Origin of the sequence: Flavobacterium sp. N3904, from assembly GCF_025947305.1 — a bacterium.
GTDB lineage: Bacteria > Bacteroidota > Bacteroidia > Flavobacteriales > Flavobacteriaceae > Flavobacterium.
In genome coordinates, this window is the sequence record NZ_CP110009.1 from 1,149,149 (window position 1) to 1,175,231 (window position 26,083).

24 protein-coding genes are annotated in these 26,083 nt (G+C 33.0%); 19 read left to right on the forward strand and 5 right to left on the reverse strand.

The window, feature by feature from the left end; all coding sequences use genetic code 11:
* Positions 1-92 precede the first annotated feature (92 nt).
* The 4 genes from OLM57_RS04600 (at position 93) to OLM57_RS04615 (ending at position 4,901) form a co-directional block, all read left to right on the forward strand.
* Entirely contained in the window at positions 93-1,538 is a 1,446-nt protein-coding gene (locus tag OLM57_RS04600) for an alginate export family protein (protein ID WP_264566065.1), read from the forward strand.
* 27 nt (positions 1,539-1,565) lie between these two features.
* Entirely contained in the window at positions 1,566-2,804 is a 1,239-nt protein-coding gene (locus OLM57_RS04605; protein WP_264566066.1) for a CmpA/NrtA family ABC transporter substrate-binding protein, read from the forward strand.
* A 169-nt stretch (positions 2,805-2,973) separates the two neighbouring features.
* Positions 2,974-3,855, forward strand: a complete 882-nt coding sequence (ntrB, locus tag OLM57_RS04610) for a nitrate ABC transporter permease (RefSeq protein WP_264566067.1) — start codon at positions 2,974-2,976, stop codon at positions 3,853-3,855.
* Positions 3,856-4,094: 239 nt separating this feature from the next.
* On the forward strand, positions 4,095-4,901 hold the full coding sequence (locus OLM57_RS04615; RefSeq protein ID WP_264566068.1) for an ABC transporter ATP-binding protein: 807 nt from the start codon (positions 4,095-4,097) through the stop codon (positions 4,899-4,901).
* A gap of 129 nt (positions 4,902-5,030) precedes the next feature.
* On the opposite strand, the gene tatA is transcribed toward OLM57_RS04615, so the two are convergent.
* A complete protein-coding gene (gene tatA, locus OLM57_RS04620) occupies positions 5,031-5,204 on the reverse strand; it encodes a twin-arginine translocase TatA/TatE family subunit (RefSeq protein ID WP_264566069.1) in 174 nt (57 codons plus the stop codon).
* Positions 5,205-5,415: 211 nt separating this feature from the next.
* Between tatA and OLM57_RS04625 the strand changes: the two genes are divergently transcribed.
* From OLM57_RS04625 to OLM57_RS04660, 8 genes are all read left to right on the forward strand, one after another.
* On the forward strand, positions 5,416-5,928 hold the full coding sequence (locus OLM57_RS04625) for a peptidase (RefSeq protein ID WP_264566070.1): 513 nt from the start codon (positions 5,416-5,418) through the stop codon (positions 5,926-5,928).
* Between the two features lie 70 nt (positions 5,929-5,998).
* Positions 5,999-7,483, forward strand: coding sequence for a GH3 auxin-responsive promoter family protein (locus OLM57_RS04630; protein ID WP_264566071.1), 1,485 nt, complete (start codon positions 5,999-6,001; stop codon positions 7,481-7,483).
* Between the two features lie 102 nt (positions 7,484-7,585).
* Positions 7,586-8,707: an ATP-binding protein gene (locus tag OLM57_RS04635; RefSeq protein ID WP_264566072.1), complete on the forward strand. Its 1,122-nt coding sequence runs from the start codon at positions 7,586-7,588 to the stop codon at positions 8,705-8,707.
* Between the two features lie 106 nt (positions 8,708-8,813).
* The gene (locus OLM57_RS04640) at positions 8,814-10,493 is read left to right on the forward strand and encodes a DUF6909 family protein (protein ID WP_264566073.1); all 1,680 of its coding nucleotides are present in this window, start codon (positions 8,814-8,816) and stop codon (positions 10,491-10,493) included.
* Between the two features lie 6 nt (positions 10,494-10,499).
* Entirely contained in the window at positions 10,500-11,492 is a 993-nt protein-coding gene (locus OLM57_RS04645; protein ID WP_264566074.1) for a hypothetical protein, read from the forward strand.
* A 27-nt stretch (positions 11,493-11,519) separates the two neighbouring features.
* Complete coding sequence (locus OLM57_RS04650) at positions 11,520-12,824, forward strand: MATE family efflux transporter (protein WP_264566075.1); 1,305 nt, start codon at positions 11,520-11,522, stop codon at positions 12,822-12,824.
* Between the two features lie 11 nt (positions 12,825-12,835).
* A complete protein-coding gene (locus OLM57_RS04655) occupies positions 12,836-13,900 on the forward strand; it encodes a hypothetical protein (protein WP_264566076.1) in 1,065 nt (354 codons plus the stop codon).
* Between the two features lie 139 nt (positions 13,901-14,039).
* Positions 14,040-15,173: an O-antigen ligase family protein gene (locus OLM57_RS04660; protein WP_264566077.1), complete on the forward strand. Its 1,134-nt coding sequence runs from the start codon at positions 14,040-14,042 to the stop codon at positions 15,171-15,173.
* Here OLM57_RS04660 and OLM57_RS04665 read toward each other — a convergent pair.
* Positions 15,142-16,218: a glycosyltransferase gene (locus OLM57_RS04665; protein ID WP_264566078.1), complete on the reverse strand. Its 1,077-nt coding sequence runs from the start codon at positions 16,216-16,218 to the stop codon at positions 15,142-15,144. The two genes, OLM57_RS04660 and OLM57_RS04665, sit on opposite strands and share 32 nt — an antisense overlap.
* 169 nt (positions 16,219-16,387) lie before the next feature.
* On the opposite strand from OLM57_RS04665, the gene OLM57_RS04670 reads away from it, so the two are divergent.
* The 3 genes from OLM57_RS04670 to OLM57_RS04680 all read left to right on the forward strand — a co-directional run bounded on the left by OLM57_RS04670 (position 16,388) and on the right by OLM57_RS04680 (position 19,589).
* Positions 16,388-17,371: a UDP-glucuronic acid decarboxylase family protein gene (locus tag OLM57_RS04670; protein ID WP_264566079.1), complete on the forward strand. Its 984-nt coding sequence runs from the start codon at positions 16,388-16,390 to the stop codon at positions 17,369-17,371.
* 77 nt (positions 17,372-17,448) lie between these two features.
* A complete protein-coding gene (locus tag OLM57_RS04675) occupies positions 17,449-18,816 on the forward strand; it encodes an undecaprenyl-phosphate glucose phosphotransferase (protein ID WP_264566080.1) in 1,368 nt (455 codons plus the stop codon).
* A complete protein-coding gene (locus OLM57_RS04680) occupies positions 18,816-19,589 on the forward strand; it encodes a glycosyltransferase family 2 protein (RefSeq protein ID WP_264566081.1) in 774 nt (257 codons plus the stop codon). Before OLM57_RS04675 ends, OLM57_RS04680 begins: the two co-directional genes overlap by 1 nt.
* On the opposite strand, the gene OLM57_RS04685 is transcribed toward OLM57_RS04680, so the two are convergent.
* Complete coding sequence (locus OLM57_RS04685) at positions 19,579-20,889, reverse strand: phenylacetate--CoA ligase family protein (protein ID WP_264566947.1); 1,311 nt, start codon at positions 20,887-20,889, stop codon at positions 19,579-19,581. The two genes, OLM57_RS04680 and OLM57_RS04685, sit on opposite strands and share 11 nt — an antisense overlap.
* A 151-nt stretch (positions 20,890-21,040) precedes the next feature.
* On the opposite strand from OLM57_RS04685, the gene purD reads away from it, so the two are divergent.
* Positions 21,041-22,315 carry a phosphoribosylamine--glycine ligase gene (gene purD, locus OLM57_RS04690; RefSeq protein WP_264566082.1) on the forward strand — a complete coding sequence of 425 codons (1,275 nt, stop codon included), beginning with the start codon at positions 21,041-21,043 and terminating at the stop codon, positions 22,313-22,315.
* A gap of 61 nt (positions 22,316-22,376) precedes the next feature.
* Here the strand turns inward: purD and OLM57_RS04695 are convergent, their stop codons facing one another.
* The gene (locus tag OLM57_RS04695) at positions 22,377-22,607 is read right to left on the reverse strand and encodes a DUF6341 family protein (protein WP_264566083.1); all 231 of its coding nucleotides are present in this window, start codon (positions 22,605-22,607) and stop codon (positions 22,377-22,379) included.
* A 144-nt stretch (positions 22,608-22,751) separates the two neighbouring features.
* Between OLM57_RS04695 and OLM57_RS04700 the strand changes: the two genes are divergently transcribed.
* On the forward strand, positions 22,752-23,681 hold the full coding sequence (locus OLM57_RS04700) for a DUF6427 family protein (RefSeq protein WP_264566084.1): 930 nt from the start codon (positions 22,752-22,754) through the stop codon (positions 23,679-23,681).
* On the opposite strand, the gene upp is transcribed toward OLM57_RS04700, so the two are convergent.
* Positions 23,676-24,329 (reverse strand): uracil phosphoribosyltransferase, encoded by a 654-nt coding sequence (gene upp / locus OLM57_RS04705; RefSeq protein WP_264566085.1) that lies wholly within the window; start codon positions 24,327-24,329, stop codon positions 23,676-23,678. The two genes, OLM57_RS04700 and upp, sit on opposite strands and share 6 nt — an antisense overlap.
* A 90-nt stretch (positions 24,330-24,419) precedes the next feature.
* On the opposite strand from upp, the gene OLM57_RS04710 reads away from it, so the two are divergent.
* Together OLM57_RS04710 and OLM57_RS04715 are read left to right on the forward strand one after the other, a co-directional pair.
* Positions 24,420-25,025 carry a DUF4254 domain-containing protein gene (locus OLM57_RS04710; protein ID WP_264566086.1) on the forward strand — a complete coding sequence of 202 codons (606 nt, stop codon included), beginning with the start codon at positions 24,420-24,422 and terminating at the stop codon, positions 25,023-25,025.
* A gap of 46 nt (positions 25,026-25,071) precedes the next feature.
* The gene (locus OLM57_RS04715) at positions 25,072-26,082 is read left to right on the forward strand and encodes a glycosyltransferase family 9 protein (protein ID WP_264566087.1); all 1,011 of its coding nucleotides are present in this window, start codon (positions 25,072-25,074) and stop codon (positions 26,080-26,082) included.
* The last annotated feature ends 1 nt before the right edge of the window (position 26,083 follow it).

Here is a 26,083-nt window from a genome sequence, read left to right on the forward strand (position 1 = left end):
GTAGTAAAAAGAGTTTGTAAGCTGTATAAAACAAATACTTAAGTATAAATACGTAAGTATATTTGTTTCATACTAATCAAAACCAATTTATTATGCAAAAGAGTACAACTCCAACACAAAAAATAAAAGTACTAAAATGGACCAAAAATTCAAAATCTATTCTATTAGGTTTGGCTTTAACATTGTTTGGGTATAAAGCCGCCAATGCACAATTAACCGCAACAGGACAATTTAGACCAAGAGCAGAATTTAGAGATGGATACAGTACGTTACAAACGGCTGGTGCTGACCCAGCTTATTTTATTTCGCAAAGAACAAGATTGAATGTGGGATATACTGGATACAGATTCCGTTTTTTTACATCAATTCAAGATGTTCGTGTTTGGGGACAAGACGCTTCAACCATAAACAGACCTACAACTGCAGAAAACAACGGAATACAGTTGCACGAGGCATGGGGTGAAATAATGTTAAACGATACAGTAAGCAGCATTGAAAATTTATCTTTAAAAATCGGTCGTCAAGAAATCTCATATGATGATCAAAAGCTATTGGGAGGTTTAGACTGGTTGCAACAAGCACGCTACCATGATGCTATTATCTTGAAGTATTATAACAAAGGATGGATTGCCGATTTTGGAGCAGCATTCAATCAAAATAAAGAATTATTGGCGGGAACAATTTATAATGGTGTTCCAGCAGCAGGTTCAGGATATCCAGCGGGAACAAATAATTTGGGAACCAATTACAAATCGTTCGAATATGTTTACTTGGCCAAGAAGTTTTTCTTTGGAGACATCTCCTTTTTATTGCTAAGTGACAATTTCAATAAATATACCAATGTAACTTCTGGGACTCCGCCGGTTGTGACGAAGGTAAATCAAGAAGGCGTTTGGACACGTAACACAGTTGGAGTTTATTACAATGTTAATGTAATGAGAAAGCTAAATATAGTAGGGAGCCTTTACAACCAAGGCGGGCATGATAAAAACGGACGTAGTTTAAACAGTAATTTATTCTCAATTTCGACAGCTTTACAAGTGGGAAGAAAATTATTTGTAGGGCCAGGAGTTGACTATTTATCAGGGAATGACGGTACGGAAACCGTTACAGCAACCTCTCAAAACCATCAGTTTGATCCACTTTATGGCACACCACATAAATTTTGGGGATCGATGGATTACTTCTATGCAGCCAGCGGTTTTGGAGCACAAGGTTTATTAGATTATTATTTTAAAGCAAAATACAATTTCAAAGACAACTTAATACTCTTTGCTGACCTTCACGGATTTGAAGCTGGTAACACATTGTCTAATGGAGCAGGAGGAACACAAACCAAATATTTGGGAACTGAATTGGATTTAAAAATATCCTATAATTTAACCAAAATAGTCAATATAGAAGGGGGTTATTCTATAATGAAAGCCAAAAAATCTATGGCATCTGCACAAGTAAAAAATGTAGCAAACGCAAATCTTACTCCACAATGGGCATATGTGATGGTGAATATTAAACCTAATTTTTTGAACAAAAAGTAATTGAATCAATCTTTAAAAAACAAAAAAATGATACAGACTAAAAAATATAGAAGCACGATTTTTACCACTTTGATGTTGTTAATGTGCATGGTTTTGTTCTCTTCTTTCAAAACAAATCCAAAACCACCAATTGCGAGTGAACCTATCAAACTAGGATTCATTCCCTTAACCGATTGTTCGCCAATTGTTATGGCCAAAGAACTGGGCTTATTTAAAAAATACGGGGTTGAGGTTGTAGTAACCAAAGAAACATCTTGGGCCAATGTTCGTGATAAAATTTTAACGGGCGAATTGGACGGCGCTCATTGTTTATACTCTATGCCATTTTCTGTGTACACAGGAGTAGGAGGAAAGGCCGGATCTGAAATGAGAATCGCCATGATGCTAAATGTAAACGGACAAGCGATTACTTTATCCAATGACTTTTGCGGGAAAGTAGGTTTCAAGCAAATGAATAAAGTAGCTCCTGTTGTGGCAACCAAATTGAAAGCCGAAAAAGAGGTAACTTTTGCCATGACTTTCCCTGGAGGAACCCACGATTTATGGTTGAGAAACTGGATGGCAATTGCGGGAATTAATCAAAAAGCGGTAAAAATAATTACCATTCCGCCTCCGCAAATGGTGGCCAACATGAAAGTGGGCAATATGGACGGATACTGTGTAGGCGAACCTTGGGGCGGTGTCGCAGTAAAACAAGGAATAGGTTTTACGCAAATTGCATCACAAGATATTTGGAAAGACCACCCAGAAAAAGCGTTAGTGGTCAACAAAGAATTTAGCGAAAAACGTCGTGAAGATCTAAAAAAAGTAATGAAAGCCATTCTGGAAGCCTGCATTTGGCTGGATAATCCTGCCAACCGCAAGAAAGCTGCCGCTATCATCGGGAGAGCGCCTTATGTAAATGCACCGGCCGATGTTATCGAAGGAAGATTAATGGGAGATTATAACCTGGGTTGCAACCAAGGAACCGAGGTGTACACAGATGATTATATGTTGTTTTACAAAGGAGGAACCGTAAACTTCCCTCGTAAATCCTATGCAATCTGGGCCATGGCGCAATACGTACGATTTGGATATTTGAAAGAAGAACCCAATTACAAAGCCATTGCAGACAAACTAATCATGCAGGATTTATACGAAGAAGTGGCCAAAAGCATGAAAATAAAAATTCCGACAGACGATATGAAACCGTTCTCGCTTACGATGGACAAAACCGTTTTCAATCCCTCAAATCCCTCGGCTTACTTAAAAGTGGTGAAACGTTAAAAATAGTTGGGCGTGACCCAGTTGAGAAAAGGGGCTTACTTATAGCACTGCTCATTCAGCCCCTTTGCTCAACTCGGTCGGGCTATCCGCACTACTTCGGTAGTTTGCTCCTATCCCTCACGCGCTCGTGGAAACTACTAAATAGAAAATAATATTAAAATCTATAATTATGTCAAATTCAACTACAGCAACAATCGAACAAGATGAGGTAGCGGGAAGCTATTCTCTTCAAAACACTTTTGAAAAAATAATTAAGAAAAAAAATCTAAAAAAAGGGTCACGTTATATTTTAGAAAAAATAAAATCGGTCTTATTTGCATGTGTGGGATTGACCATTTTTTGCGGATTTTGGAGTCTATTGAGTTATTATACAAAAGATGCGCTTCCGGGTCCAACAGCCACATTAACCGTATTATTCGAAATGTTAAGCGATCCGTTTTATGATTATGGGCCAAACGACAAAGGGATTGGTCTTCAATTATTTGTTTCGATCAAAACCGTTTTATTAGGGTTTTCATTGGGTTCTTTATTTGCAATCCCATTCGGAATCTTGATTGGAGCGAGTTCTTTTTTCAAAAAAGTGTTTTATCCTATCGTTCAGTTTTTAAAACCGGTTTCACCTTTGGCTTGGTTTCCTATTGGCTTGGTGGTTTTCAAAGACACAGGAATGGCAACCATATTTATTGTATTTATTACTTCTTTGTGGTCGACATTAATAAATACTTCTTTTGGAGTGAGCACCATTCCGCAAGACCATAAAAATGTAGCTAAGGCTTTTGGCTTTTCAAAATGGAGGTATTTGACCAAAGTTGTTTTTCCATATACCTTGCCACACATTATTACAGGATTACGGTTGAGCATCAGTGTTGCGTGGTTGGTTATCGTTGCCGGCGAAATGCTATCAGGCGGCGCAGGAATTGGATTTTTTGTATGGGACAGCTGGAATGCATTAAGCCTTGAAAAAGTAATTTCGGCCATTATCATCATCGGATTTGTCGGAATTATTTTTGACGGATTTTTTACAATGATTGAAAATAAGGTAAGATACTAAGTTTCTGAAATGCTAAGTTCCTAAGCTTTAATCTTAGTTACTTAGTCCCGATAGTTATCGGGACAGAAACTTTAAAAAAAGTAGAATGCTTTCTTTTAGCCCCGATAGAAGTGAAAATCCTTGTGGGCTGGGGTTCAGCCCACAAGATTGCAACGAATAGCGGGAGGACTCATCTTAAAAAAACAAATGCTTCTGCTCCCGAAAAAAGCTAAGCCATTTAGAAACTTAAAAAAACAACTATGAGCTATTTAGAAATAAAAAATTTGGAAATTTCTTTTCCAACACCAAAAGGGAAATACATTGCAGTAAAAGACATTAACCTTTCGATCAAAAAAGGGGAAATTATCTCCATAATTGGGCATTCGGGTTGTGGAAAATCGACCATTATGAATGCTATAGGAGGGATGCTAACCCCAACAGGCGGGTCAGTAGTTTTGGACAATGCAACCATCAAAGGCCCGGGACCGGATCGCGGAATCGTTTTTCAAAACTATTCATTATTACCTTGGCTAACGGTGGAAAACAACATTTTTCAGGCTGTGGATTCGGTTATGGATTGTTCTAAAGCCGAGAAACACGAAATTGTGATTAAAAACCTCAAAATGGTTAATTTGTTCCAACATAAAGATAAATTACCAGGACAACTTTCGGGCGGAATGAAACAAAGAGTAGCTATTGCGAGAGCTTTTGCCATCAATCCAGGAGTACTGTTGATGGACGAACCTTTTGGCGCTCTTGATGCCTTAACCAAAGGCTCCATGCAACTCGAAGTTTTGAAACTATGGAATTTGAATAACAGGGAGAAAACAATCGTGATGATTACGCACGATATCGAAGAAGCCTTGTTTTTGTCAGACCGAATTGTGGTTTTACATAATGGTCCAGCATCTACCATTCGGGAAATCGTAACGGTAAATTTGCCAAGGCCTAGAAATAAAATCGAAATCGTAAAAACCCCTGAATATATAGAATTAAGAGACCATTTATTGCACCTCTTGACGGATCATTTCTCTATTGAAGACATGGGTGTTACCTATAAAAATTAGTTAACTGTTGTTACCCAAAAAAGGCTTTTCAAGAAATTGAAAAGCCTTTTTCATTTAAAAAAATTCCAAACTCCTTCTATAAATATTGGAATTTGGAATTTAAGATTTAGGAATTTTTTATAAAAATTCTTATTTCGTTTCGTCTTCTTTTTTGTCAGCTGGCTGATCGTCTTTGGCTGCGTTTTTGAATTCTTTAATTCCGCTTCCTAAACCTTTCATTAATTCTGGAATTTTTTTACCTCCAAAAAGTAATAAAACAACTGCCAATATAACAAGGATTTCTGGTAAACCTAATCTTCCCATGATTGAATATTTAATGCCGTAGCAAATTTGTAATGAATCTAATGTGCAAATGTATATAGAATAACTTAATAGGCATTCATTTTGATTCATTTATTTGCTTTTGAAAGCGTTAAATATTTGATAAAATAATTAGGTTAAGAATACAACTACTTAAAAGAGGCTAGTGATCGCAACACTATTAATTATTATATTTGTGACTTAAACACATCTCATGTCTAGTAATCGATTAAAAAAGAAGAAGTTTTTTGACAGATTGTTAATCAAAAACCGATTAATAATTTTGAACGAGGATACTTTTGAAGAAATTTTTTCTTTTAAATTGAATATCATGAGTGTTTTTGTTTCACTTTCATTAGGTGCTATTTTCTTAATTTCGATTACAACCGTATTGATTGCTTTTACTCCTTTGCGAGAATTCATTCCAGGCTATTCTTCTTCTAAGTTAAAAAGAGATGCTACCGTTTTGGCTTTAAAATCAGATTCTCTTTCGATAGCATTAAAGAAAAACGAAATCTACATCAAATCAATTCAAAAAGTATTGAACGGTGATTTAGAATATGCCAAATTCAATAAAGATTCAATACTTTCCAATAGTGATGAAGCACCAGTGCACGTGGATTTGTCTCCTTCCCAAAAGGAAATAGAGTTGAGAAAAAGAGTGAAAGAGGAAGAAAAATTAGATTTCAAATCTCAAAAATCAAATTCCAAAAAGAAAACGAGATGAGGTTTTGGATAAATTTCAAAAGACTAAATTCTAAAAGAAGATTACAATTTTAAAAATAAAGCCCAAAAGAATGTCACTAAAATCGGTTGCAGCAAAATTATTTGCACAAAAAATATATAAAAAGACACAAGCTTGGGCCAATAATCCAATAGCAACCCAAAGAGCTGTTTTTTTGAATCTAATAAAAGAGGCAAAGCAAACTCAATTTGGGAAAGACCATCATTTTGAAGCTATAACGACTTATGAAGATTTTGCACAAAGAGTTCCTGTTAGCGATTATGAAGCCTTAAAACCGTATGTCGACAGAGTGGTAAAAGGAGAGGAGAATATTCTTTGGAAAGGAAAACCACTTTATTTTGCCAAAACCTCCGGGACTACTTCGGGAGCAAAATACATTCCGTTGACCAAGGAATCGATGCCATATCATATCGAAGCCGCTCGAAATGCTATTTTGCTTTACATACACGAAACCAAAAAGGCTGATTTTGTAAGCGGCAAAATGATTTTCCTGCAGGGAAGTCCTATATTGGAAGAAAAACACGGAATAAAATTGGGCCGATTGTCTGGAATTGTAGCACATTTTGTTCCAAAATATTTACAAAAAAATCGACTGCCTTCTTGGGAAACCAATTGTATTGAAGATTGGGAAACCAAAGTAAACGCCATTGTCAATGAAACTATAAACGAAGACATGACTGTGATTTCGGGCATTCCATCATGGGTGCAAATGTATTTTGAAAAACTGCAGCAAAGGGCAGAAAAGCCTGTTGGCGAGATCTTCAAAAATTTTAATTTGTTTATTTATGGAGGTGTCAATTATGAACCTTATAGAGCCAAATTCGAAAATTTGATTGGTCGTAAAGTAGACAGTATCGAATTATTCCCAGCATCCGAAGGTTTTTTTGCTTACCAAGATTCCCAAAAAGAAAAAGGAATGTTACTGTTGCTGAATGCCGGAATTTTTTATGAATTTATAAAGAGTGAAGATTTTAATACCGAAAACCCAAAACGCTACACGATAGGCGAAGTGGAGTTGGGCGTTAATTATGTTTTGATTATTTCGACCAACGCAGGACTTTGGGGTTATAATATTGGAGACACCGTTCAGTTTACTTCTTTGAAACCGTATCGAGTTATCGTTTCTGGACGTATTAAGCATTATATTTCGGCATTTGGAGAACATGTTATTGGGAAGGAAGTGGAGTGCGCTTTGCAGGAAGCGATGAATGGTACAACTATAAGAGTAAATGAATTTACCGTAGCACCACAAATTACTCCAATTCATGGATTGCCATATCATGAATGGTTCATCGAATTTGAAAATGAACCGGACGATAGCGACACTTTTGCGGAAGCGCTAGACAATGCCATGCGCAAGCAAAACATTTATTATGATGACTTGATTGTAGGCCATGTTTTAAAAAAACTGGTCGTTACCAAAGTGGCCAAAAACGGTTTTCAGGACTACATGAAATCGATAGGAAAATTGGGTGGACAGAATAAAATCCCAAGATTATCAAACGACAGGAAAATTGTGGATTTATTGGCTTTATAGAAAAGGAAATAAAATTAAAATCTGTAATTTTCCGTTGTAACGGAAAATAAAGTACTTATTTTTCCTTTATAATGGAAAAATTAGGTATTTTTGAATAAAAAAATGATTACTCGAACTATTATAGGTACTATTCAGCGAGAGTTTTTTCAACAAAAAGCCATAATAATTCTTGGAGCTAGGCAAGTTGGGAAAAGCACATTACTTAAAAACACACTTCAAAATCAAGAAAAGGTGTTGTGGCTCGACGCTGAAAATCCAGACGTGTCCTTAATTTTTGAAAATGCTACAGCTACCCGTTTGCAGTCTTTCTTTGGAACCAATAAATTTGTTGTTATAGATGAAGCTCAAAAAATAGTGGATATTGGTAGTAAACTTAAACTCATCACTGATCATTTGCCCGAAATTCAAGTAATTGCTACAGGTTCTAGTGCTTTTGAACTTAGAAATCAGCTTAATGAACCACTTACAGGTCGCAAGTTTGAACACAAGTTATTTCCTTTGTCTTTCGTAGAAATGAAAAATGAAATAGGGATGTTGGAAGAACTTAGAATGCTTCCACACAGAATGGTTTTTGGTTATTATCCTGAAGTGGTAACTACTCAGAATAGTGAAGAAAAAATATTGCGATTGCTATCGGACAGTTATTTATATAAAGATATTTTGATGTTTAAAGGCATACGAAAACCTGAAAAAATGCAAGATTTACTCAAAGCGTTGGCTTGGCAAATAGGTAGTGAAGTAAATTATAATGAATTGGGAAAATTAATAGGTTTAAAGAGTGAAACGGTTGAGGAATACATCCATTTATTAGAGCAATCATTTGTAATTTATAGATTGAATTCTTTTCACACCAATCAGCGAAGTGAGATTAAAAAAGGGAAAAAAGTTTACTTTAATGATTTAGGCATTCGGAATGCGATTATCAATGATTTTTCACCCTTTGAAACCAGAAAAGACAAAGGAAATTTATTTGAAAATTATATAATAAATGAATTAATTAAGAATAGTGAATATAACGAAAGGTTTGAAAAATTTTATTTTTGGCGTACCCAAGAACAACAGGAAATTGATTTAATAATCGAAAAAAATGGTCAATTGAAGACTTTTGAAATAAAATGGAATCCAAAAACAAAGGTAAAACTAACAAAAACTTTTTCGAATCAATATCTAAATCATACTTTTTCGGTTATTAATTCAGCTAATTTTTTTGAGTATTTAATTTAATACAAAACGAGAGAAGTTTTAAAGTTAAAGGAAGAAAACTAAAAGAACAAAATCCTTACATTTGAGCATTATAAAGTAAAATAGAATGAAAGAAAAGTAAAATAGAATGAAAGAGACTAAAAACATTTCTAGATCCAGAGCACAAGAATCATCGGCAGCAATTGAAAAAATGTACATCACAATGCGCCACCTTTTTAATAGAGGATTTTACAAACCGATGGGAATTTCTGGAGACACATTACGAGAAGCATTATTGGCCTTAAGGCCTGAAATTTATGGAAATATTGCCGAGGAGAAAGTAGAATTAAACGGACTTTTATACGTTATAGAACGTCTTCCTGTAGGAATCGAAGAGTGTCGTTTTATTAATTTGACTTCGGATGAAGGCTATTCTAAATCACATTTCAAAGCGATAGTTCCTCCAAAAAGACGTCGCAATTGTTACCGAATTGACGAAGAACAAATGAATGTAGAAATCACACGAGGAAGATCTGATATTTACGATATTCTGACGCATTTAACCTTTATTTTTATCGAATCTCATAAAATTAGAAACAGAGTTTTATTGGATGATGCCGGAGAAGTTTCACGAGATTGGACAAAACTGGAAGCAGCCGTTTCTCAACAAAAGAAACTGACTCTTGTAGAAAAAGAAAAAGCCATTTCTCATGCGGCCAATATTCTGGGAAGAACTTTCGAAGAAGTTTTGGATATTTATGATTCCTTTGGAAGTGAAGCAGCTCCAGATCGTTTTTTGCATGTGATTTATTGGTTGGGAAAACTAGCGATAGAAGAAGTTATTGACAGCAATAAAAGAACCATTACATTCAGTCCTATTCTGCGAGAGCGTTTGGGACATCATATTCACGGAGAAGTTTGGGCTACCAATATCAAAGAGGTTTTGAAAGCCAACGAGCTTTTAGACAGGCCGATTCATGTGATTAGTGCCAACATGCACTCGGTAATGAATTCTATTTTTGCCACTCCAATTTTGAAAACAAAATTCAAAGATAAATCCGATTTCTTTATTTATGAAGAATTGAGCAAGTCGGGTGCTAATGAAGTTCGCAATCAAGTCGAAGCCGTTGCATTGAAACAAGGAATGATTTCCTTACCCGATACATCTGGAACTAATATTGACGTGCAAATTTTTGATACAGCCAAAATAGATTGGTCCAAAACATCTTTCCCAAAAGCAGATTTAGGAGAGAAAAAACCAGTTCTTATTGTTATGGATTACGCCTTTGGAGAACAGGCTTATGAAACGATAGATGAGTTATTAAAGCCCTATAGGAAAGATACCTTACTCAATGTTAAATCGGTTTCTATCATGGGAAAAGCGGGAATTCTAGAAGGAGGAAAAGGAGATATCATGATTCCGAATGCCCATATCAATGAAGGAACAGCAGACAATTATTTCTTTAAAAATGAGTTAACTGCCGATATGTTTGAAGGCAATGACATTGCTGTTTTTGCCGGACCGATGGTAACTGTTCTAGGAACATCATTGCAAAATAGGGATTTATTAAAGTTTTTTCATGAATCGACTTGGGGTGTAATTGGATTAGAAATGGAAGGTTCCTATTACCAAAAAGCCATCCAATCGGCTTCCAAAATCAGAAAAAGTGTTCCTCATGATGTCAAAGTACGTTACGCTTACTATGCTTCTGATAATCCATTGGAAACAGGAAGCACATTGGCATCAGGCGGGTTGGGAACCACTGGCGTAAAACCTACGTATTTGATTACCATAAAAATATTAGAACAAATTTTCAATATAAAATAAAGAAGGATGAGTACAAAAGTGCCGCAAAATAATTATGAACAGGAAATTGATATTTTCCAACTTTCCAAAAGCATAGGCAGTTTTTTCGATAGAATAAATGTTTTTATTTTTAAATCAATTCAGTTTTTTGTTAGAAACTGGTTTATTGTTATGTTTTTAATTGTCCTCGGATTAGGATTGGGATGGTATTTAGACTCAAATAAAAAATCATTTCAAAACCAGCTAATTGTAACTCCAAATTTTGGTAGCGTTGACTATCTGTATTCTAAAATTGATTTAATCGAATCTAAAATTGCTGCTGGAGACACGGTTTTTTTGAAAAATGTTGTTGGATTTTCTCATCCCAAAACAATCAAAAAAATTGAAATAAAACCAATCGCCGATGTCTATAAATTTATTGAAGATAAAGAGCAAAATTTTGAGCTTATTAAATTAATGGCTGAAGTTGGTGAAGTCAAGAAAGTTTTAGAGGATAATGTAACGAGTAAAAACTATACTTTCCACACTATTTCATTTGTTTCTAACCAACAGATAAATGAAAAAGAAGTTGTTGAACCGTTGCTGAAATACTTAAATAGTTCAGAATATTTTAGTGAACTTCAAAAAACAGAGTTTAAAAATCTGCAACAGCAAATAGTTCAAAACGATATCATTATTTTTCAAATTAACCAGGTTTTAAATGGCTTTTCAAACACGGTAAAAAACGGATCTAAAAATGATAAACTGGTGTATTACAATGAGAATACCCAGTTGAATGATATCATAAAAACAAAACAGTATTTAATTGTTGATCAAGGTAAAAACAGATTGAAACTGATGAATTACGACAAAACAATTAAAGAAATTAATGCAACCTTAAACATCAATAACACTAAAATTACAAACGAAAAATTTAAATTTTTATTTCCAATTTTCTTCATTTTTATTTTTGTTTTGATTCATTTGTTTCAGAAATTTTATCGAAAACAACTTTTAAAATCGCTAGCTAATAAGGTTTAAAAGATATTTTTAACGCAAAAAATCCAATTGAAAACGAGTAACATCTTTGAAAAATTTTCTCAAAACCCATTTCTAAAACAAAGTTTAAGTACCTTGTTTTTACGAATTTTAGGAGTGCTTCTGTTATTTGGATTTACAATCTTTTTAACTAAATCATATACACCAAAATTAGTGGGTCAATATGATTTTGTCCGTTCTTTTCTTCTAGCAATCGGAAGCATTTGTTTACTGGGTTTTGATCAGTCTATTTTATATTTCAAAGGACATTTAATCAGCCAAAATGAGTTTAAGGAATTAAAAAAAATATATGCCAAAATGGTCGCGATGCTTTTTGTGACTTCATTGTTGAGCTTAATTATTATTTTTGCAATTGATGAAAAAACAATAAATGATTACTTTGCTGATGATGAGGTTTATACTTTACTTTTAAAAGGGGCTGCTACTTTATTTTTTTATGGAATTTCAACTTTAAATACTGAAGTTTTTAGAGCTTTAGACAAATTATATGTTGCTGAATTGTTCCGAAATATTCTTAAATATATTCCCCTAATTTTAGGTTCAATCACATTGTTTTATTGGAACAAGGAAACCTATTTGGTTGATGTTTTTTTGATTGGGTTTGTAGTATTATCGATTTTTAGTTCGATATTGGTTTTTAGTTATTTTAGTAAAATGAATGAGGCAATAAAACCCGAAATGATTTCGCATAAAGTAGTCTTTTTAAAATCCTATCCAATTGCGATCAGCGGAATGGCGATGTTTTTATTAATGTCTTTTGATATTATGTTTTTGAAAAAATACAGAAACGATGAAACTGTTGCTTTTTATTCCGTTGGAGTCAAAATAATGACGATTGTTTCGGTAATAATTCTAACTGTAAACATCACAATATCGGCCAAAATAGCAGAGTATTTTTCAAGTCAAGAAATGAATGATCTAAAGAAAGTGACAAGAAACGCTGTTCGATTAATTTTTGGAATTACGTTTCCTGTAATTTTATTACTTTGTGTTTTTTCTGAATATGTATTGTCTTTTTTTGGACATCAGTATATTGCTGCAAAAAATGCTTTTTTAATTTTAATTATTGGTCAGGGCATTTGTTCGGTATTTGGCTCAACACCTGTTTATTTAAATATGACTGGAAGGCAGCATATTTTTCAGGTTATATTGATAGTTGCCGTGCTTATCAATTTTATTTTGAATAGGTTATTAATACCGATATATGGGATGACTGGAGCCGCAACGGCATTTGTGGTAAGTTCCCTTTTTTGGAATAGTATCTCTGCGATTGTCATTTACAAAAAAGATAGAATAAAAATATTTTTGAATTAAAAAAACTGGATATGCAAACCGTAATAAAAAAAAGCACTGCTGCATTTTTATATATTGGACTGGCCAATTTGGTTGTAGCATTTGCTGTATTTTTTATTTTGCCTCCAAAGTTTTTTTATGACGCAGCAATTATCGCTTACGATAAAGGAAATGAGATTGGTTATCTTGGGAGTTATCCACTTTCGATTTTGCTTTATAAAATTTCAGGTTTACGCTATTTGCCTTTTCCTGTAATTGCATTGATTCAATTTCCTGTTTTGATGTATGTTTTGTACAAAATTGGAATTCCGGAAAACTTTGAAAAACTCAATGTTAAAAACATTTTGGTCTATTTAGGAATTTTAATGATTGCCATTTTTATCTCAATGCCGTCAAAAGAATTCATTACTTTTTTATATGTAACGCCGATTGTTTTTATGTGTATAAATGATAAGGTTTCGCTAAAGAAAACAATTACATATACGATTTTAATGTTGTTGTTTTTTGGAATATTTTTTCGTCCTTATTTTGCTATGATTCCTATTATTGGCGGGGGAATGTATCTAATAAGTTTAATAAGTTTTAAAAATAAAACGGTAACCACTATTTTTTACGGCTTATTGATTGCCGTTTTTTTGTCTTTCAGTCATGGCATTTTAAAAGGAAAATACCTTTCAGAAATCAGTCGTGAAGTCGTTAATAATAGCCGGATTGGTTCTGCGGATGCTAATTCTATTATTATTTCACCCGTTAAAACAAATACTTGGTATGGAGAAACTGTGGGTATTTTTTATGGATTTTTTACAGTTAATTTTCCAGTAAATGGCCTAAAGCATTTTCTTTCACCTCAAATTATTACTTTTATAATCTGGCAGCTTTTATTGTTTTATATCTTGTTGGTTCGCTTTTCTAAATGTTTAAGGGAAAGAAAAAGCCATCCTAAAGAATTGTTAGTCTTGCTGATTATTTTCTCTTTTTTTATTGTACAAGGTGTTTTTGAACCGGATTTGGGAACGGCAGTCCGACATAAAATTGGCATTTTTCCATTAATTTATTTTGCACTATACTATGAATCTTTCCGAAAAGAACTTCAATAAAATATTCAATTTTTTTTTGTGTGTGATTGCGATTGCGATGATTTTCAGAAAGCCATGTTCAGTTTTGATTATCTTATTTGGGATATTTAATTTGGTTTTTTTTAAAAAACTAAGATTAAGCAAAAAAGCTTTCATTTTAATGCTTTGTATTGCCTCGCCAATACTATTGGAATTATTATTGTTCTGGAATAATGATTCTTTTGTGAAAGGTTTGAAAGCAATCGAAAAAAGCACTTCTTTATTGTTGTTTCCCTTGTTTATAATTGGAAATTATAAACGGATTAATTTTTTAAAAGTAATTCAGATTTATATCGTTTCGACAACCATTATTTTGTTGTTTTTCTTTGTCAGATTCAACATTATTTTTCGTGAACTAATGAATAAATATTCTAGCGGAATCGATCTGTGGGAGATGGGATATCAATTTGCAAACAGCGTTGGAATTCATGCTCCGGCATTGAATATGCACTTGGCTTTTGTTTCAGTTTGCTCGTTGTATTTTGTTTTTTATAGTTTTCATCAAAATGAAAAAACCATTGCAAAAATGCTTCGCATTGCTGTTTTACTGTTGTCTTTTTTCTTTGTTCTTTTTGTCAATACAAGAATGGCGTTAGTGAATGTTTTAGCAGGATTTCTTGTTGTTATTTTTTTTGAAATTAAGACCAGATTTAATTTGAAAAGAATAGCCGTGATTTCAATCCTATTAATTTTAGTTTCTGGGATTTTGTTTTTCTTCGTCCAGAAAAACCCCTACATGAAAGAGAAATATTCTACTGTGACATTTGCTTACATGGACAAAGTAGGAAAGTTGGACGAGATAAGTCATCCTGAAATTAAAGTTTTCAATTCTTTTGTAACTCGTTTATCTATTTGGAAATCAGCGTGGGAATTGTCTGTAAAAAGCCTCCCTTTTGGAGTTGGCGCTTCTGATGGAAAATCCGAATTGAATAAATATTATAAAGAAACGCATCAGAAATTTTTAGCAAAATATGAGTTTCCAACGCACAATCTATTTCTTGATTTTTTATTAAAGTTTGGAGTTTTAGGTCCTTTAGTTGTTGTGTTGTATATTTTCACAATTGGATATTTGGGTTACGATTTGAAAAATGCAATCATAATTTCTTTTTTTCTGATCTTTTTCACTTCAAATCTAACCGATGATTTTTTACTCCGTTTTGACGGAATTGCATTTAGTGGTCTATGGTCATCTATTTTTGCCAGTTATTGGCTCCAACAAAAGACTATTCTTGATAAAGAGTCAGAAGCTGTTTAAAATTTTGATTTTTATCGAATAGTTCTTTACATCTTTTCAAGGCATTTTTTCCAAAATAAAGCCTCTTTTGAGCGTCTTTTAAAATCTCAAAATAAGAATCTAATTCATCAATATGATCAAATAAAAACCCGGTTTGATTAGGCAAAACAATGTCTTTATTGCCAATGATATTGGTTGCTATAATTGGTTTTTCTAAAACCATTGCTTCTAATAGCGCAATTGGCAAACCTTCCCATAGAGATGTTTGCAGATAAACATCAATGGAGTTTAATTCTTTAAAAACAATGCTTTTATCCAAAATCCAACCTTTAATTTGAATGTTTGGACCGGTAATCAAATGATTTAGATCACCATCACCAATCCAAATAAAATTAAAATCAGTAAATTTTAGGGCAATTTCATTAAATAATTTAGGATTTCTTGCTGCCGTTATCCTGCCTAATATCCCAACAGTTAATTTTGTGTTTTGATGAGGTGAAAAATGTTGTCGGATTTCTTGTATGTCGACACCATTTCGGATTAATTTTGATGGTCCAATTTTTTTTGCAATTTCAAATTCGGTATCGCCGCAGGCAAGGATGGTTCCCCCAAATAATTGCTGAAGACTTTTTTCAATTGCAGCATATAATTTTCTGGCACTGCTTGAGATATCTGTTCTTAGAAAAGCATAACCATGAGGGCTATAAAAAATTTTCTTTTTTTTCAATGATAAAAAACAGGCAATTCGGCCTAAAACTCCTGCTTTTGAGGAATGAAGATGAATAATATCAGGATTGATTTTTTCGAGTTCTTTTTTTAATTTAAAAATGGATTTTAGGTCTTGAAATGGAGAAATCTCTCGAACCATACTAATCGAAATCAAATTTACTCCTTTTGAAAACTCAGATTTTACTTTTTCCGAACTGACTCCGTTTCTATTACCGCTATAAATAATAGTAGTTTGTATAGTTTTATTAATTTCTTCGTCACCAAAGAAATTCGACAAATCTCGGAAATAAGTGTAAACACCGCCTTCTAATGCTTCAACAATATGTACAACTTTCAAAACAAGTAAAATTTAGTTTGGTAAAAATAGAATAAAGAGATTAATAATAAGTTAAAAACTTAATCTAATAAAATAGTAATATTTTTTCTCAATTTAAAAAGTCATATATTTTATTACATTTGCGCATATATAAGTTATTAGCAAAAACAGAAGGTTCAATAAAATTACTATGAAAAGAATACTTATTACCGGAGCAGCGGGTTTTTTGGGATCACACTTATGTGACAGATTCATCAAAGAAGGTTATTATGTTATCGGGATGGATAATTTGATTACAGGAGATCTTAAAAACATTGAGCATTTATTCAAATTGGAACACTTTGAATTTTACCACCATGACATCACTAAATTTGTTCATATTCCAGGTAATTTAGATTATATATTACATTTTGCTTCACCTGCGAGTCCTATAGATTATTTAAAAATTCCAATTCAAACCTTAAAAGTAGGATCGCTTGGAACGCATAATTTATTAGGTTTGGCAAGGGTTAAAAAAGCGAGAATTTTGATCGCTTCAACTTCAGAAGTTTATGGTGATCCTTTGGTTCATCCGCAAACTGAAGAGTATTATGGAAATGTAAATACAATAGGGCCAAGAGGTGTATATGATGAAGCCAAACGTTTTCAGGAATCAATCACAATGGCTTATCATACTTTTCATGGTGTAGAAACCAGAATCGTACGTATTTTTAATACATATGGACCAAGAATGCGCTTGAATGACGGACGTGTAATTCCTGCCTTTATTGGTCAGGCACTTCGAGGTGAAGATTTAACAATTTTTGGAAACGGAATGCAAACTCGTTCATTTTGCTATGTAGATGATCAGGTTGAAGGTATTTACAGATTATTGCACTCGGATTATGTATACCCGGTAAATATTGGGAATCCTGACGAAATTACAATTAAGGATTTTGCCGAGGAAATCATAAAACTTACAGGAACAAATCAAAAAGTAGTATATCATCCGTTGCCAATAAACGATCCTTTGCAACGCCAGCCAGACACTACCAAAGCTAAAGAATTACTGGGTTGGGAAGCCAAAGTAAATCGGGCCGACGGAATGAAAATCACTTTCGATTATTTTAAATCTCTTTCAAAAGAAGAACTTTCAAAAGAAGAGCATAAAGACTTTTCAAATTACATAAAATAATATAATGCAAAATATAGACATTAAAAAGTCGTTTAAAAGCGGCATATTAATTAAAATGATTGTAGACAGAAAACACTATGACGGTATTTCACACAGGAAGATACTCAAAATATATTAGGCCAATTACTATTTTAATAGACCTAATAATCATTGCTTTAATTAGTTTTTTTGCCTTTAAAGGGCATATTTCAAATATGTTGCTATATATTTTTTATCAATATATTGGTTGGGGTTTTATTGCTTTTTCTATAAAGTTTTATGATATTTACCGATTTACGACTCCAATTGAGATAGCTTCAAAGATTCTTAAACAGGGAATTTTGTTTCTTTTGGTCATAATTGCTTTTTTTCCGTTTTCAAAACAGGCTGTTTTTAGTGAAAATGCGATCGCAATTTTTATTTGCCTGATAGTAGTTTTTGTTGCTATTTTTAAATTTTCATTATTTTTCTATTTAAAAGAATACAGAATAGTAACAGGAAGCAATTGTAGAAACGCTGTTATTATTGGGTTTACACCCGAAGCAATTCGATTAAAAAATCTTTTTGAAACAAGAAAAGATTATGGATACAGGTTTTTAGGATTTTTTTCAGACAAAAAATCAAATCAAGATATTATTGGAAAACTGGGTGATTTGAAACCATTTATAATAAATAATTTTGTTGATGAGATATATTGTTCTTTGAATGAAGTTTCTAATAATTACTTAAAAGATCTAATTGATTTTGCAGATGAAAACAAAAAGACCATAAAATTTATTCCAGATACAAAAGAGATTTTTTCAAAGAATTTAAAAATAGATTATTACGATTTTTTCCCAGTACTTTCATTAAAGCAAACAATGCTCAATGAACCGACTGTCAAATTTTTCAAACGATCTTTTGATATTTTTTTCTCTATTTCAGTAATTGTTTTTTTACTTTCATGGCTAGGCCCTTTATTGGCTATTTTAATAAAATTGGAATCTAAAGGCTCCGTTTTTTTTAAACAGGGAAGACCGGGAATCGATGAAAATGAATTTGTTTGTTATAAATTTCGCTCAATGCGAATAAATAAAACTACAGAGAAAGAAGCTTCGAAAGATGATCCCCGAGTAACAAAAATTGGCAGATTTATGAGGAAGACAAGTATCGATGAATTGCCACAATTTATCAATGTTTTATTAGGAGACATGTCAGTTGTAGGACCAAGACCACATCTTTGGTCACAAAACAAGGAATACGGAAATAAAGTAAAAAAGTACATGATTCGTCATTGTGTGAAGCCTGGAATTACCGGTTTGGCGCAGGTCAGCGGTTTTAGGGGTGAAATTACCATCGAAAGGGATATGATTAACAGAATAAAGTTTGACGTTTTTTATATTGAAAACTGGTCCCTTATTCTAGATTTGAAAATTATTTTTCAAACAATAATCAATATATTTAAAGGAGATAAAAAGGCATATTAATGAGTGATTTAGTATCCATAATTACACCGACTTTTAATACTGAAAATTTCATTGAGGCTGCTTTGCAGTCTGTTTTAAATCAGACCTATCAAAACTGGGAAATGATTTTGGTTGATGATGCTTCGACAGATCAAACAGTTGAAATTATAAAAGAGTTTGTAAAGAAAGACAATCGAATTAGACTAATTGAATTATTTCAAAATTCTGGCGCCGGTATTGCCAGAGAAGTAGCATTGTCACAAGCAAAAGGGGATTATATTGCTTTTTTGGATGCCGATGATTTGTGGAAACCTTTAAAACTCGAAAAACAACTTCAGTTTTTAAAAGAGAATAAAACCCACTTTACCTTTTCTTTTTATGACTGTATTAACGAAGAAGGAACTGCATTAAGCAAAAGGGTGGAGGCTCCAAAAAACCTTACGTATCGTCAATTGTTTTTTTGCAATTATGTTGGCAATCTTACGGGAATTTATGATGTAAATTATTTTGGTAAAATAGCAATTGCTTCTACAAGAAAACGTCAAGATTGGATGATGTGGCTCACGATTCTAAAAAAAACCAAAACGGCAAAACCCGTTCCTGAAAGTTTGGCTTTTTATCGGATCAGGGACAATTCACTATCGGCTTCAAAGCTTGATTTATTGAAGCATAATTTTGCTGTTTACCGAAATTTTCACGGTTTTAGTTATGTTTCTTCTTTATTTATTATGATCGGCTTTTTATTTACCCAATTATTAATAAAGCCATTATACATCAAAAAAATTACAAGTTAGAAGTGAACTGTTTCAATTTTCCGCGATTACTTCTTTCCAAGGTTTTTTTTCGACTAAAGGTAAAATGCAAATTTGGTTCTAAATACAAAGCAACAGCTTGATTTATTTTTTCGATTTGTTCAGTATTCAATTCAAATTCACTGACATAGTCTACTTCAAATTGGTCAATCTTAGTTTGTTTAATGACAAACTCTTTTACATTTCCATCGTCTTCAATAATACTTTTGGTGACGTAATAAAAAGTTAATCCAGGTGATTTTTTACCGCTGGGCAAGAGAGCCACATCATTGGTTCTTCCGATTAATTTTTCGAGAATTGGTTTTTTTAAAGTACTTTTTTCACCCAAAATACCAACGTCTCCAATATCATAGCGAATAAATGGATGTGCTTTATTGAAGAGCGAAGTAATGACAATTCGACCCGAAGTTCCGTTTGGGACGGCTTGATTATTTTCATCCAAAATTTCTACAAATAGCGTTTCAGAGTTGACTTGCCATTCGCCTTCAGGATTTTGAAAAGCAATCAAATCCAATTCTGATGCTCCATATTCATTGACAATAGGAATGCCAAATTGTTTTTCCAACAACAGTTTGTCTACTTCAAAAAGCATTTCGGAGGTGACCATACATACTTTTAAGGTTGGGCATATTTCTTTTAAAACTATCTTTTTTTTCTGTAAAAATTTAGCAAACAAAACAATCGATGAGGTGTAACCATTGATATAATCGAATTTCTTAGTTTTAAAATGTCCCAAAAAATCCTCCAAAACTTCGTCAGATAAATCAAATATGGAAAACCGATACCGATGACTCAAAAAGTCCTTGATTCGTTCTTTTTTGCTACCAATAAAATCCATCGGAATGCCATAAAATCGTGCTTGATAGGAAGAATTAAAATCGATTCCATACCATCCAAAACGATAAATATTGGAAGCCCAAGTTAGCGCATGACAAAATTTATCTTTTGCAAACACAAAAGGATGTCCACTGGAACCAGATGTTTTATTGATATATACTGATTTTTCGCTGTAGCCAAGAGAGAGCCTTTCCGATAATGGCTTCTGCAAATTCGCTTTATTCAAAATAGTTAAATCAGACCAGTTTTCAAAAGAATCTACTTGTGCCAATTCTTTATAAAACGGATTATTTTTTAAATGAAAATTGACAATTTCTGTTTTCTTTTGTTCGATAAATTGACTAAAATTTTCCTCTGGAATAGCAATAATTTTTTGCAACTCGGCTTTGGCTTCCCGCATGGGAAAACCATTTATTTGAAGTGTTAAGTCGAATAGTTTGAGCATTGGTTGGCTAAATTTCATCAAAAATAATATTTAGCCACAACTATTGGTGATTTACTTGCAACTTTTTGACATATAATTATTTTTTACGTTCAAAAGCAATTATTTTTGCACCGTCTGTCAAAAGACAGCAATGCAACTAAATAACTACACCATGAATATTTTACTATTAGGATCAGGAGGAAGAGAACATGCTTTTGCATGGAAAATGATTCAAAGTCCGCTTTGTGACACCCTTTTTGTAGCACCAGGAAATGCTGGAACTGCTCAAATTGCAAAAAACATTGACATCAGTGCCACCGATTTTGATGCGATAAAAGAATTGGTAATCAAAGAAAATATAGAAATGGTTGTTGTTGGACCGGAAGATCCTTTGGTAAAAGGGATTTACGATTTTTTTCTAAACGATCAAGAGTTGAAAGATATTCCAGTAATTGGGCCTTCAAAAATTGGAGCAACGTTAGAAGGAAGTAAAGAATTTGCCAAAGAGTTTTTGATGAAACACAGAATTCCAACGGCGGCTTACGATAGTTTTACTGCCGAGACTGTTGAAAAAGGATGCAGATTTTTGGAGACATTGCAGTCGCCTTATGTACTAAAAGCCGATGGTTTGGCAGCAGGCAAGGGAGTTTTGATTATTCAGGATTTGGCTGAAGCACAATCTGAATTAAGAAATATGTTGGTGCACCAAAAATTTGGTGCTGCTAGCTCAAAAGTAGTTATCGAAGAATTTCTCGACGGAATAGAATTAAGCTGTTTTGTATTGACTGACGGTAAAAGCTATAAAATTTTGCCAACGGCCAAAGATTACAAACGCATTGGCGAAGGCGATACAGGTTTGAATACAGGTGGAATGGGAGCGGTTTCTCCAGTTCCTTATGTAGACGCAGTTTTGATGGAAAAAATTGAAACCCGAATTGTAAAACCAACAATCGAAGGTTTTCAAAAAGACGGAATTCCATATAAAGGGTTTGTGTTTATTGGACTGATTAATGTCAATAACGAACCTATTGTTATAGAGTACAACGTGAGAATGGGCGATCCGGAAACCGAAGTAGTCGTTCCTAGATTAAAATCAGATTTGGTTGAATTGTTTTTGGCTGTTGCCAATGAAAAACTAGATGAATTCAATCTGGAAATAGACGAAAGAAGCGCCACGACAGTGATGATAGTTTCAGGAGGTTACCCAGAAGATTTTGAAAAAGGAAAAGTAATCACAGGATTGGAAAACGTTACAGATTCTATCGTTTTTCATGCAGGGACCAAGTTGGAAAACGGAAATGTTGTATCGAATGGTGGAAGGGTAATGGCAATTACGTCTTACGGAGATAATTTTCAAGAAGCCTTGGACAAATCATACAAGAATGTAAATCAATTGCATTTTGACAATATGAATTTCAGAAAAGATATTGGATTCGATTTAATTTAAAAAAAACACGAATTGTACTTATTATTTTGTGCAATTCGTGTTTTTTTTTTTGAGTTGATCTTTATTTCAAAAAAGAATGAGCTGTAGTATCTTGATACTCTTCTCCATTTTCTTTTTGCAATTTCAATTGTTTGATCCAGTACACCATTGCCGCTGCACAAATAATCATAAAAATCCAATTGATTGTATTGGCTGCAAACCATGATTTAAGCTCTAATGCACGTAAAAAGTCAAGAGGAGCAAATAAAATGTTTACAAATAAGTATTGTATTCCTTCAAAAAATGATGTCATAATCTATATGTTTTATTTTATTATTTTATTTTTTGGAATTTAGAATATTAAAAAGTAAATTTTCTAAAGAATCTTTTTTAATCTTGCTCCATTCCTTTTTAAACAAGTATTATATTTACAGTCACAAAAGTATAAAATATCCTTATGATAACAAGTGTTTTTAAAAAATCTACACCATTAAATTTTTCTTTGGTATTTATTTTAATACTGGTTTTCTATTTTTTATATCAAATTCAAGATTTAGCTTGGACAAATACAGCTATCTCAATTTTTCAAACAGTAGGAATGCTTTGTGTTTTACTGGGGTCTGTTTTCTTAACCAGTTTTATTGCAAAACGCAACGGATTGAGTAGGGACAGTACTTACACTGCTTTTTTTTACTTTTTATTTTTACTTTTTTTTCCTTCTTTATTGGATAATCCCAATTTGATTCTTTCCAATTTTTTTGTTTTGTTGGCTATTCGAAGACTGATATCTTTACAAACATTAAAAGGTGCAAAAGAGAAAATTTTTGATGCCTCTTTGTGGATATTTATTGCGGCATTATTTCAATTTTGGAGCATTTTATATATCCTTTTAGTTTTTATTTCAGTAATATTTCATGTTTCCAGAGATTACAGAAACTGGATTATCCCTTTTGTTGCGCTTTTTGCAGTTTCAATATTATTTGTTGCCGCTTCCTTAATTTTTAATATAGATAGTGTTGCATTTCTAAATGAGAACAGCAAAATAGATTTTGACATCGATTATTTTACAAATAATTATCAAAACGTAGCTTTTTCAATATATCTAACGGTTGCATTATTTTTTGTAATATCAATGTTTTCAACTTTATCCAACAGACCTTTATTGTTACATGCCTCTTACAAAAATATCATTGTCTCCTTTTTTATTGGAATTGTAGTTTTTGTTCTGTCTGCAAATAAAAGCAATGAGTTGTTGGTATTTACTTTTGCTCCTTTGGCAATAATGGCAACTTCTCATATCGAAATAGCACAGCCCAAACTAAAGGAAGAAATCGTTTTGTTCGTACTATTGGGCTGTAGTATGTTTTGTTTTTTCTCTCAATTATAACTTATCTCCATAGGCTAAATCCCCAGCATCACCAAGACCTGGGATGATATAACTTTTCTCATTGAGTTTTTCGTCTAAGGAGGCAATCCAAAGGTGACAGGTATCAGGCAAATTTTGTTTCAGATGAAAAATACCTTCGGGAGCAGCAATAATTACGGCAATATGAATTTCTTTTGGAGTTCCTCTTTCCATCAATTTATTAAAAACAGCTACTATAGATTGTCCAGTGGCGAGCATTGGATCTAACAAAAAGACATTTTTTCCATTAATATCGGCGATCGCCTGATATTCTACCAGAATGTCAAAGAAATCATCATGATTGGGATGATGTCTGTAGGCCGAAATAAAACCATTCTCGGCACTATCAAAATAGTTCAAGAAACCTTGGTGCAAGGTCAATCCAGCTCTTAAAATAGAACACAAAACCAATTGTTCTGCAATTTCAGTTGTTTTTTTGATACCCAAAGGAGTTGTTATTTCGACAGCTTTGTAATGCAAAGATTTACTCATTTCATACGCCATAATCTCACCAATGCGTTCAATATTTCTACGAAATCGCATACTGTCTTTTTGAACATTGATATTTCTGATTTGACTTAAAAAGTGATTCAGCACACTATTTTTTTCTGATAAATAATGAATTTCCATGGATTTGTTATTAGAAATTTAATTTGTTGGAGTTTTTATTATACTATAAAAGTATAAAAAGTATCTTTGTATTTCTAAAATCATAAAGATATGTTTTCAAAATTAGCTTATTCCGTATTTGAGCAAAGTATAAAAGATTATCATCAATTTGATAATGTAGATCAGCCTATAAACAATCCTTTTCCAAAAGAAAAATTCGAACATTTGTTATATCTAAAAAATTGGATTGACACGGTACAATGGCATTTTGAAGACATTATTCGCGACCCGAATATTGACCCGGTTGCAGCTTTGACTTTGAAAAGGAGAATCGATGCATCAAATCAGGAACGTACCGATATGGTAGAATATATTGATAGTTATTTTCTTCAAAAATATAGTAATGTAGTAGTTAAAAACGATGCGAAAATCAACTCTGAAAGTCCTGCTTGGGCATTTGACAGATTGTCAATTTTAGCATTGAAAATTTACCACATGAATGAAGAAGCCACTCGTGCTGAAGCTTCACAAGATCACAGGGATAAATGTCAGGCCAAATTGAATATACTTTTGGAGCAAAGAACCGATTTGTCTTTGGCGATTGATGATTTGCTTACTGATATCGAAAATGGAGATAAATTCATGAAAGTGTACAAACAAATGAAAATGTACAATGATGATGATTTGAATCCAGTTTTGTATCAAAATAAAAAATAGTTTTTTGGCAACAAATTTGTACCCGAAAATTAAACATATAGCCGTCATGAGACTATCCGCAATGGGAGATGTCGCCATGACGGTTCCTGTTTTACGTGCTTTTGTAAATCAGTATCCGGAAGTAAAAATCACGGTAGTTTCCAGACCTTTTTTTAAACCTTTTTTTGAAGGAATTCCAAACCTTTCTTTTTTTGCTTTTGATGAAAAAGAGCGACACAAAGGATTTGTTGGACTTTTGCGATTATTTCAAGATCTAAAAGAGCTGGATATTAACGCTTTTGCCGATTTACATAATGTTCTGCGTTCCAAAATCGTGAGAACGCTTTTTGCTTTAAGCGGAAAAAAAACTGCTTCGGTTGATAAAGGACGTGTTGAAAAAAAAGCGTTAACCCGTTCCGAAAATAAAATTTTCAAACCTTTGACCACAATGTTTGAAAGACACGTAAAAGTCTTTGAAGAGCTTGGTTTTTCGGTGAATTTATCTAATCCAATATTTCCTTCTAAAGCTATTTTGGATTCTGAAATTCTGAATATAATTGGTAATTCACAACAAAAATTAATTGGGATTGCACCTTTTGCACAATACGATTCCAAAGTATATCCGTTGGATTTAATGAAACAAGTGATAGAAGCTTTAGCATTAGATTCAAACAATAAAATTTTGCTTTTTGGTGGCGGAAAAAAAGAAATCGAAATTCTAAATACGCTAAGTTTAGGCAAACAGAATGTCATTAATATGGCTGGAAAAATCAAGTTTCCACAAGAGTTGCAACTCATCAGTAATCTGGATGTGATGCTTTCTATGGATTCTGGAAATGCTCATATTGCCGCAATGTTGGGTCTAAGAGTCATTACACTTTGGGGTGCAACACATCCATTTGCTGGCTTTTCTCCTTTTAATCAACCCTTAGAAAACGCCTTGGTATCGGATCGAAATTTATATCCAAAATTACCAACATCGGTTTACGGCAATAAAAAAGTGGAAGGTTATGAAGATGCGATGCGAACAATAGTACCAGAAAGGGTTGTCGAAAAAATCAAAACTTTCCTTAAATAAA

Excerpts from the sequence above, each read along its gene's own strand:
- OLM57_RS04605 (WP_264566066.1), top strand. The coding sequence starts at position 1,566 with ATGATACAGACTAAAAAATATAGAAGCACGATTTTTACCACTTTGATG.
- upp (WP_264566085.1), bottom strand. The coding sequence starts at position 24,329 with ATGGAAATTCATTATTTATCAGAAAAAAATAGTGTGCTGAATCACTTT.
- OLM57_RS04615 (WP_264566068.1), top strand. The coding sequence starts at position 4,095 with ATGAGCTATTTAGAAATAAAAAATTTGGAAATTTCTTTTCCAACACCA.
- OLM57_RS04660 (WP_264566077.1), top strand. The coding sequence starts at position 14,040 with ATGCTTTGTATTGCCTCGCCAATACTATTGGAATTATTATTGTTCTGG.
- OLM57_RS04625 (WP_264566070.1), top strand. The coding sequence starts at position 5,416 with ATGTCTAGTAATCGATTAAAAAAGAAGAAGTTTTTTGACAGATTGTTA.
- OLM57_RS04630 (WP_264566071.1), top strand. The coding sequence starts at position 5,999 with ATGTCACTAAAATCGGTTGCAGCAAAATTATTTGCACAAAAAATATAT.
- OLM57_RS04680 (WP_264566081.1), top strand. The coding sequence starts at position 18,816 with ATGAGTGATTTAGTATCCATAATTACACCGACTTTTAATACTGAAAAT.
- OLM57_RS04600 (WP_264566065.1), top strand. The coding sequence starts at position 93 with ATGCAAAAGAGTACAACTCCAACACAAAAAATAAAAGTACTAAAATGG.
- OLM57_RS04700 (WP_264566084.1), top strand. The coding sequence starts at position 22,752 with ATGATAACAAGTGTTTTTAAAAAATCTACACCATTAAATTTTTCTTTG.
- OLM57_RS04675 (WP_264566080.1), top strand. The coding sequence starts at position 17,449 with ATGACGGTATTTCACACAGGAAGATACTCAAAATATATTAGGCCAATT.
- OLM57_RS04670 (WP_264566079.1), top strand. The coding sequence starts at position 16,388 with ATGAAAAGAATACTTATTACCGGAGCAGCGGGTTTTTTGGGATCACAC.
- OLM57_RS04685 (WP_264566947.1), bottom strand. The coding sequence starts at position 20,889 with ATGCTCAAACTATTCGACTTAACACTTCAAATAAATGGTTTTCCCATG.
- OLM57_RS04640 (WP_264566073.1), top strand. The coding sequence starts at position 8,814 with ATGAAAGAGACTAAAAACATTTCTAGATCCAGAGCACAAGAATCATCG.
- OLM57_RS04655 (WP_264566076.1), top strand. The coding sequence starts at position 12,836 with ATGCAAACCGTAATAAAAAAAAGCACTGCTGCATTTTTATATATTGGA.
- OLM57_RS04695 (WP_264566083.1), bottom strand. The coding sequence starts at position 22,607 with ATGACATCATTTTTTGAAGGAATACAATACTTATTTGTAAACATTTTA.
- purD (WP_264566082.1), top strand. The coding sequence starts at position 21,041 with ATGAATATTTTACTATTAGGATCAGGAGGAAGAGAACATGCTTTTGCA.
- tatA (WP_264566069.1), bottom strand. The coding sequence starts at position 5,204 with ATGGGAAGATTAGGTTTACCAGAAATCCTTGTTATATTGGCAGTTGTT.
- OLM57_RS04710 (WP_264566086.1), top strand. The coding sequence starts at position 24,420 with ATGTTTTCAAAATTAGCTTATTCCGTATTTGAGCAAAGTATAAAAGAT.
- OLM57_RS04715 (WP_264566087.1), top strand. The coding sequence starts at position 25,072 with ATGAGACTATCCGCAATGGGAGATGTCGCCATGACGGTTCCTGTTTTA.
- OLM57_RS04635 (WP_264566072.1), top strand. The coding sequence starts at position 7,586 with ATGATTACTCGAACTATTATAGGTACTATTCAGCGAGAGTTTTTTCAA.
- ntrB (WP_264566067.1), top strand. The coding sequence starts at position 2,974 with ATGTCAAATTCAACTACAGCAACAATCGAACAAGATGAGGTAGCGGGA.
- OLM57_RS04645 (WP_264566074.1), top strand. The coding sequence starts at position 10,500 with ATGAGTACAAAAGTGCCGCAAAATAATTATGAACAGGAAATTGATATT.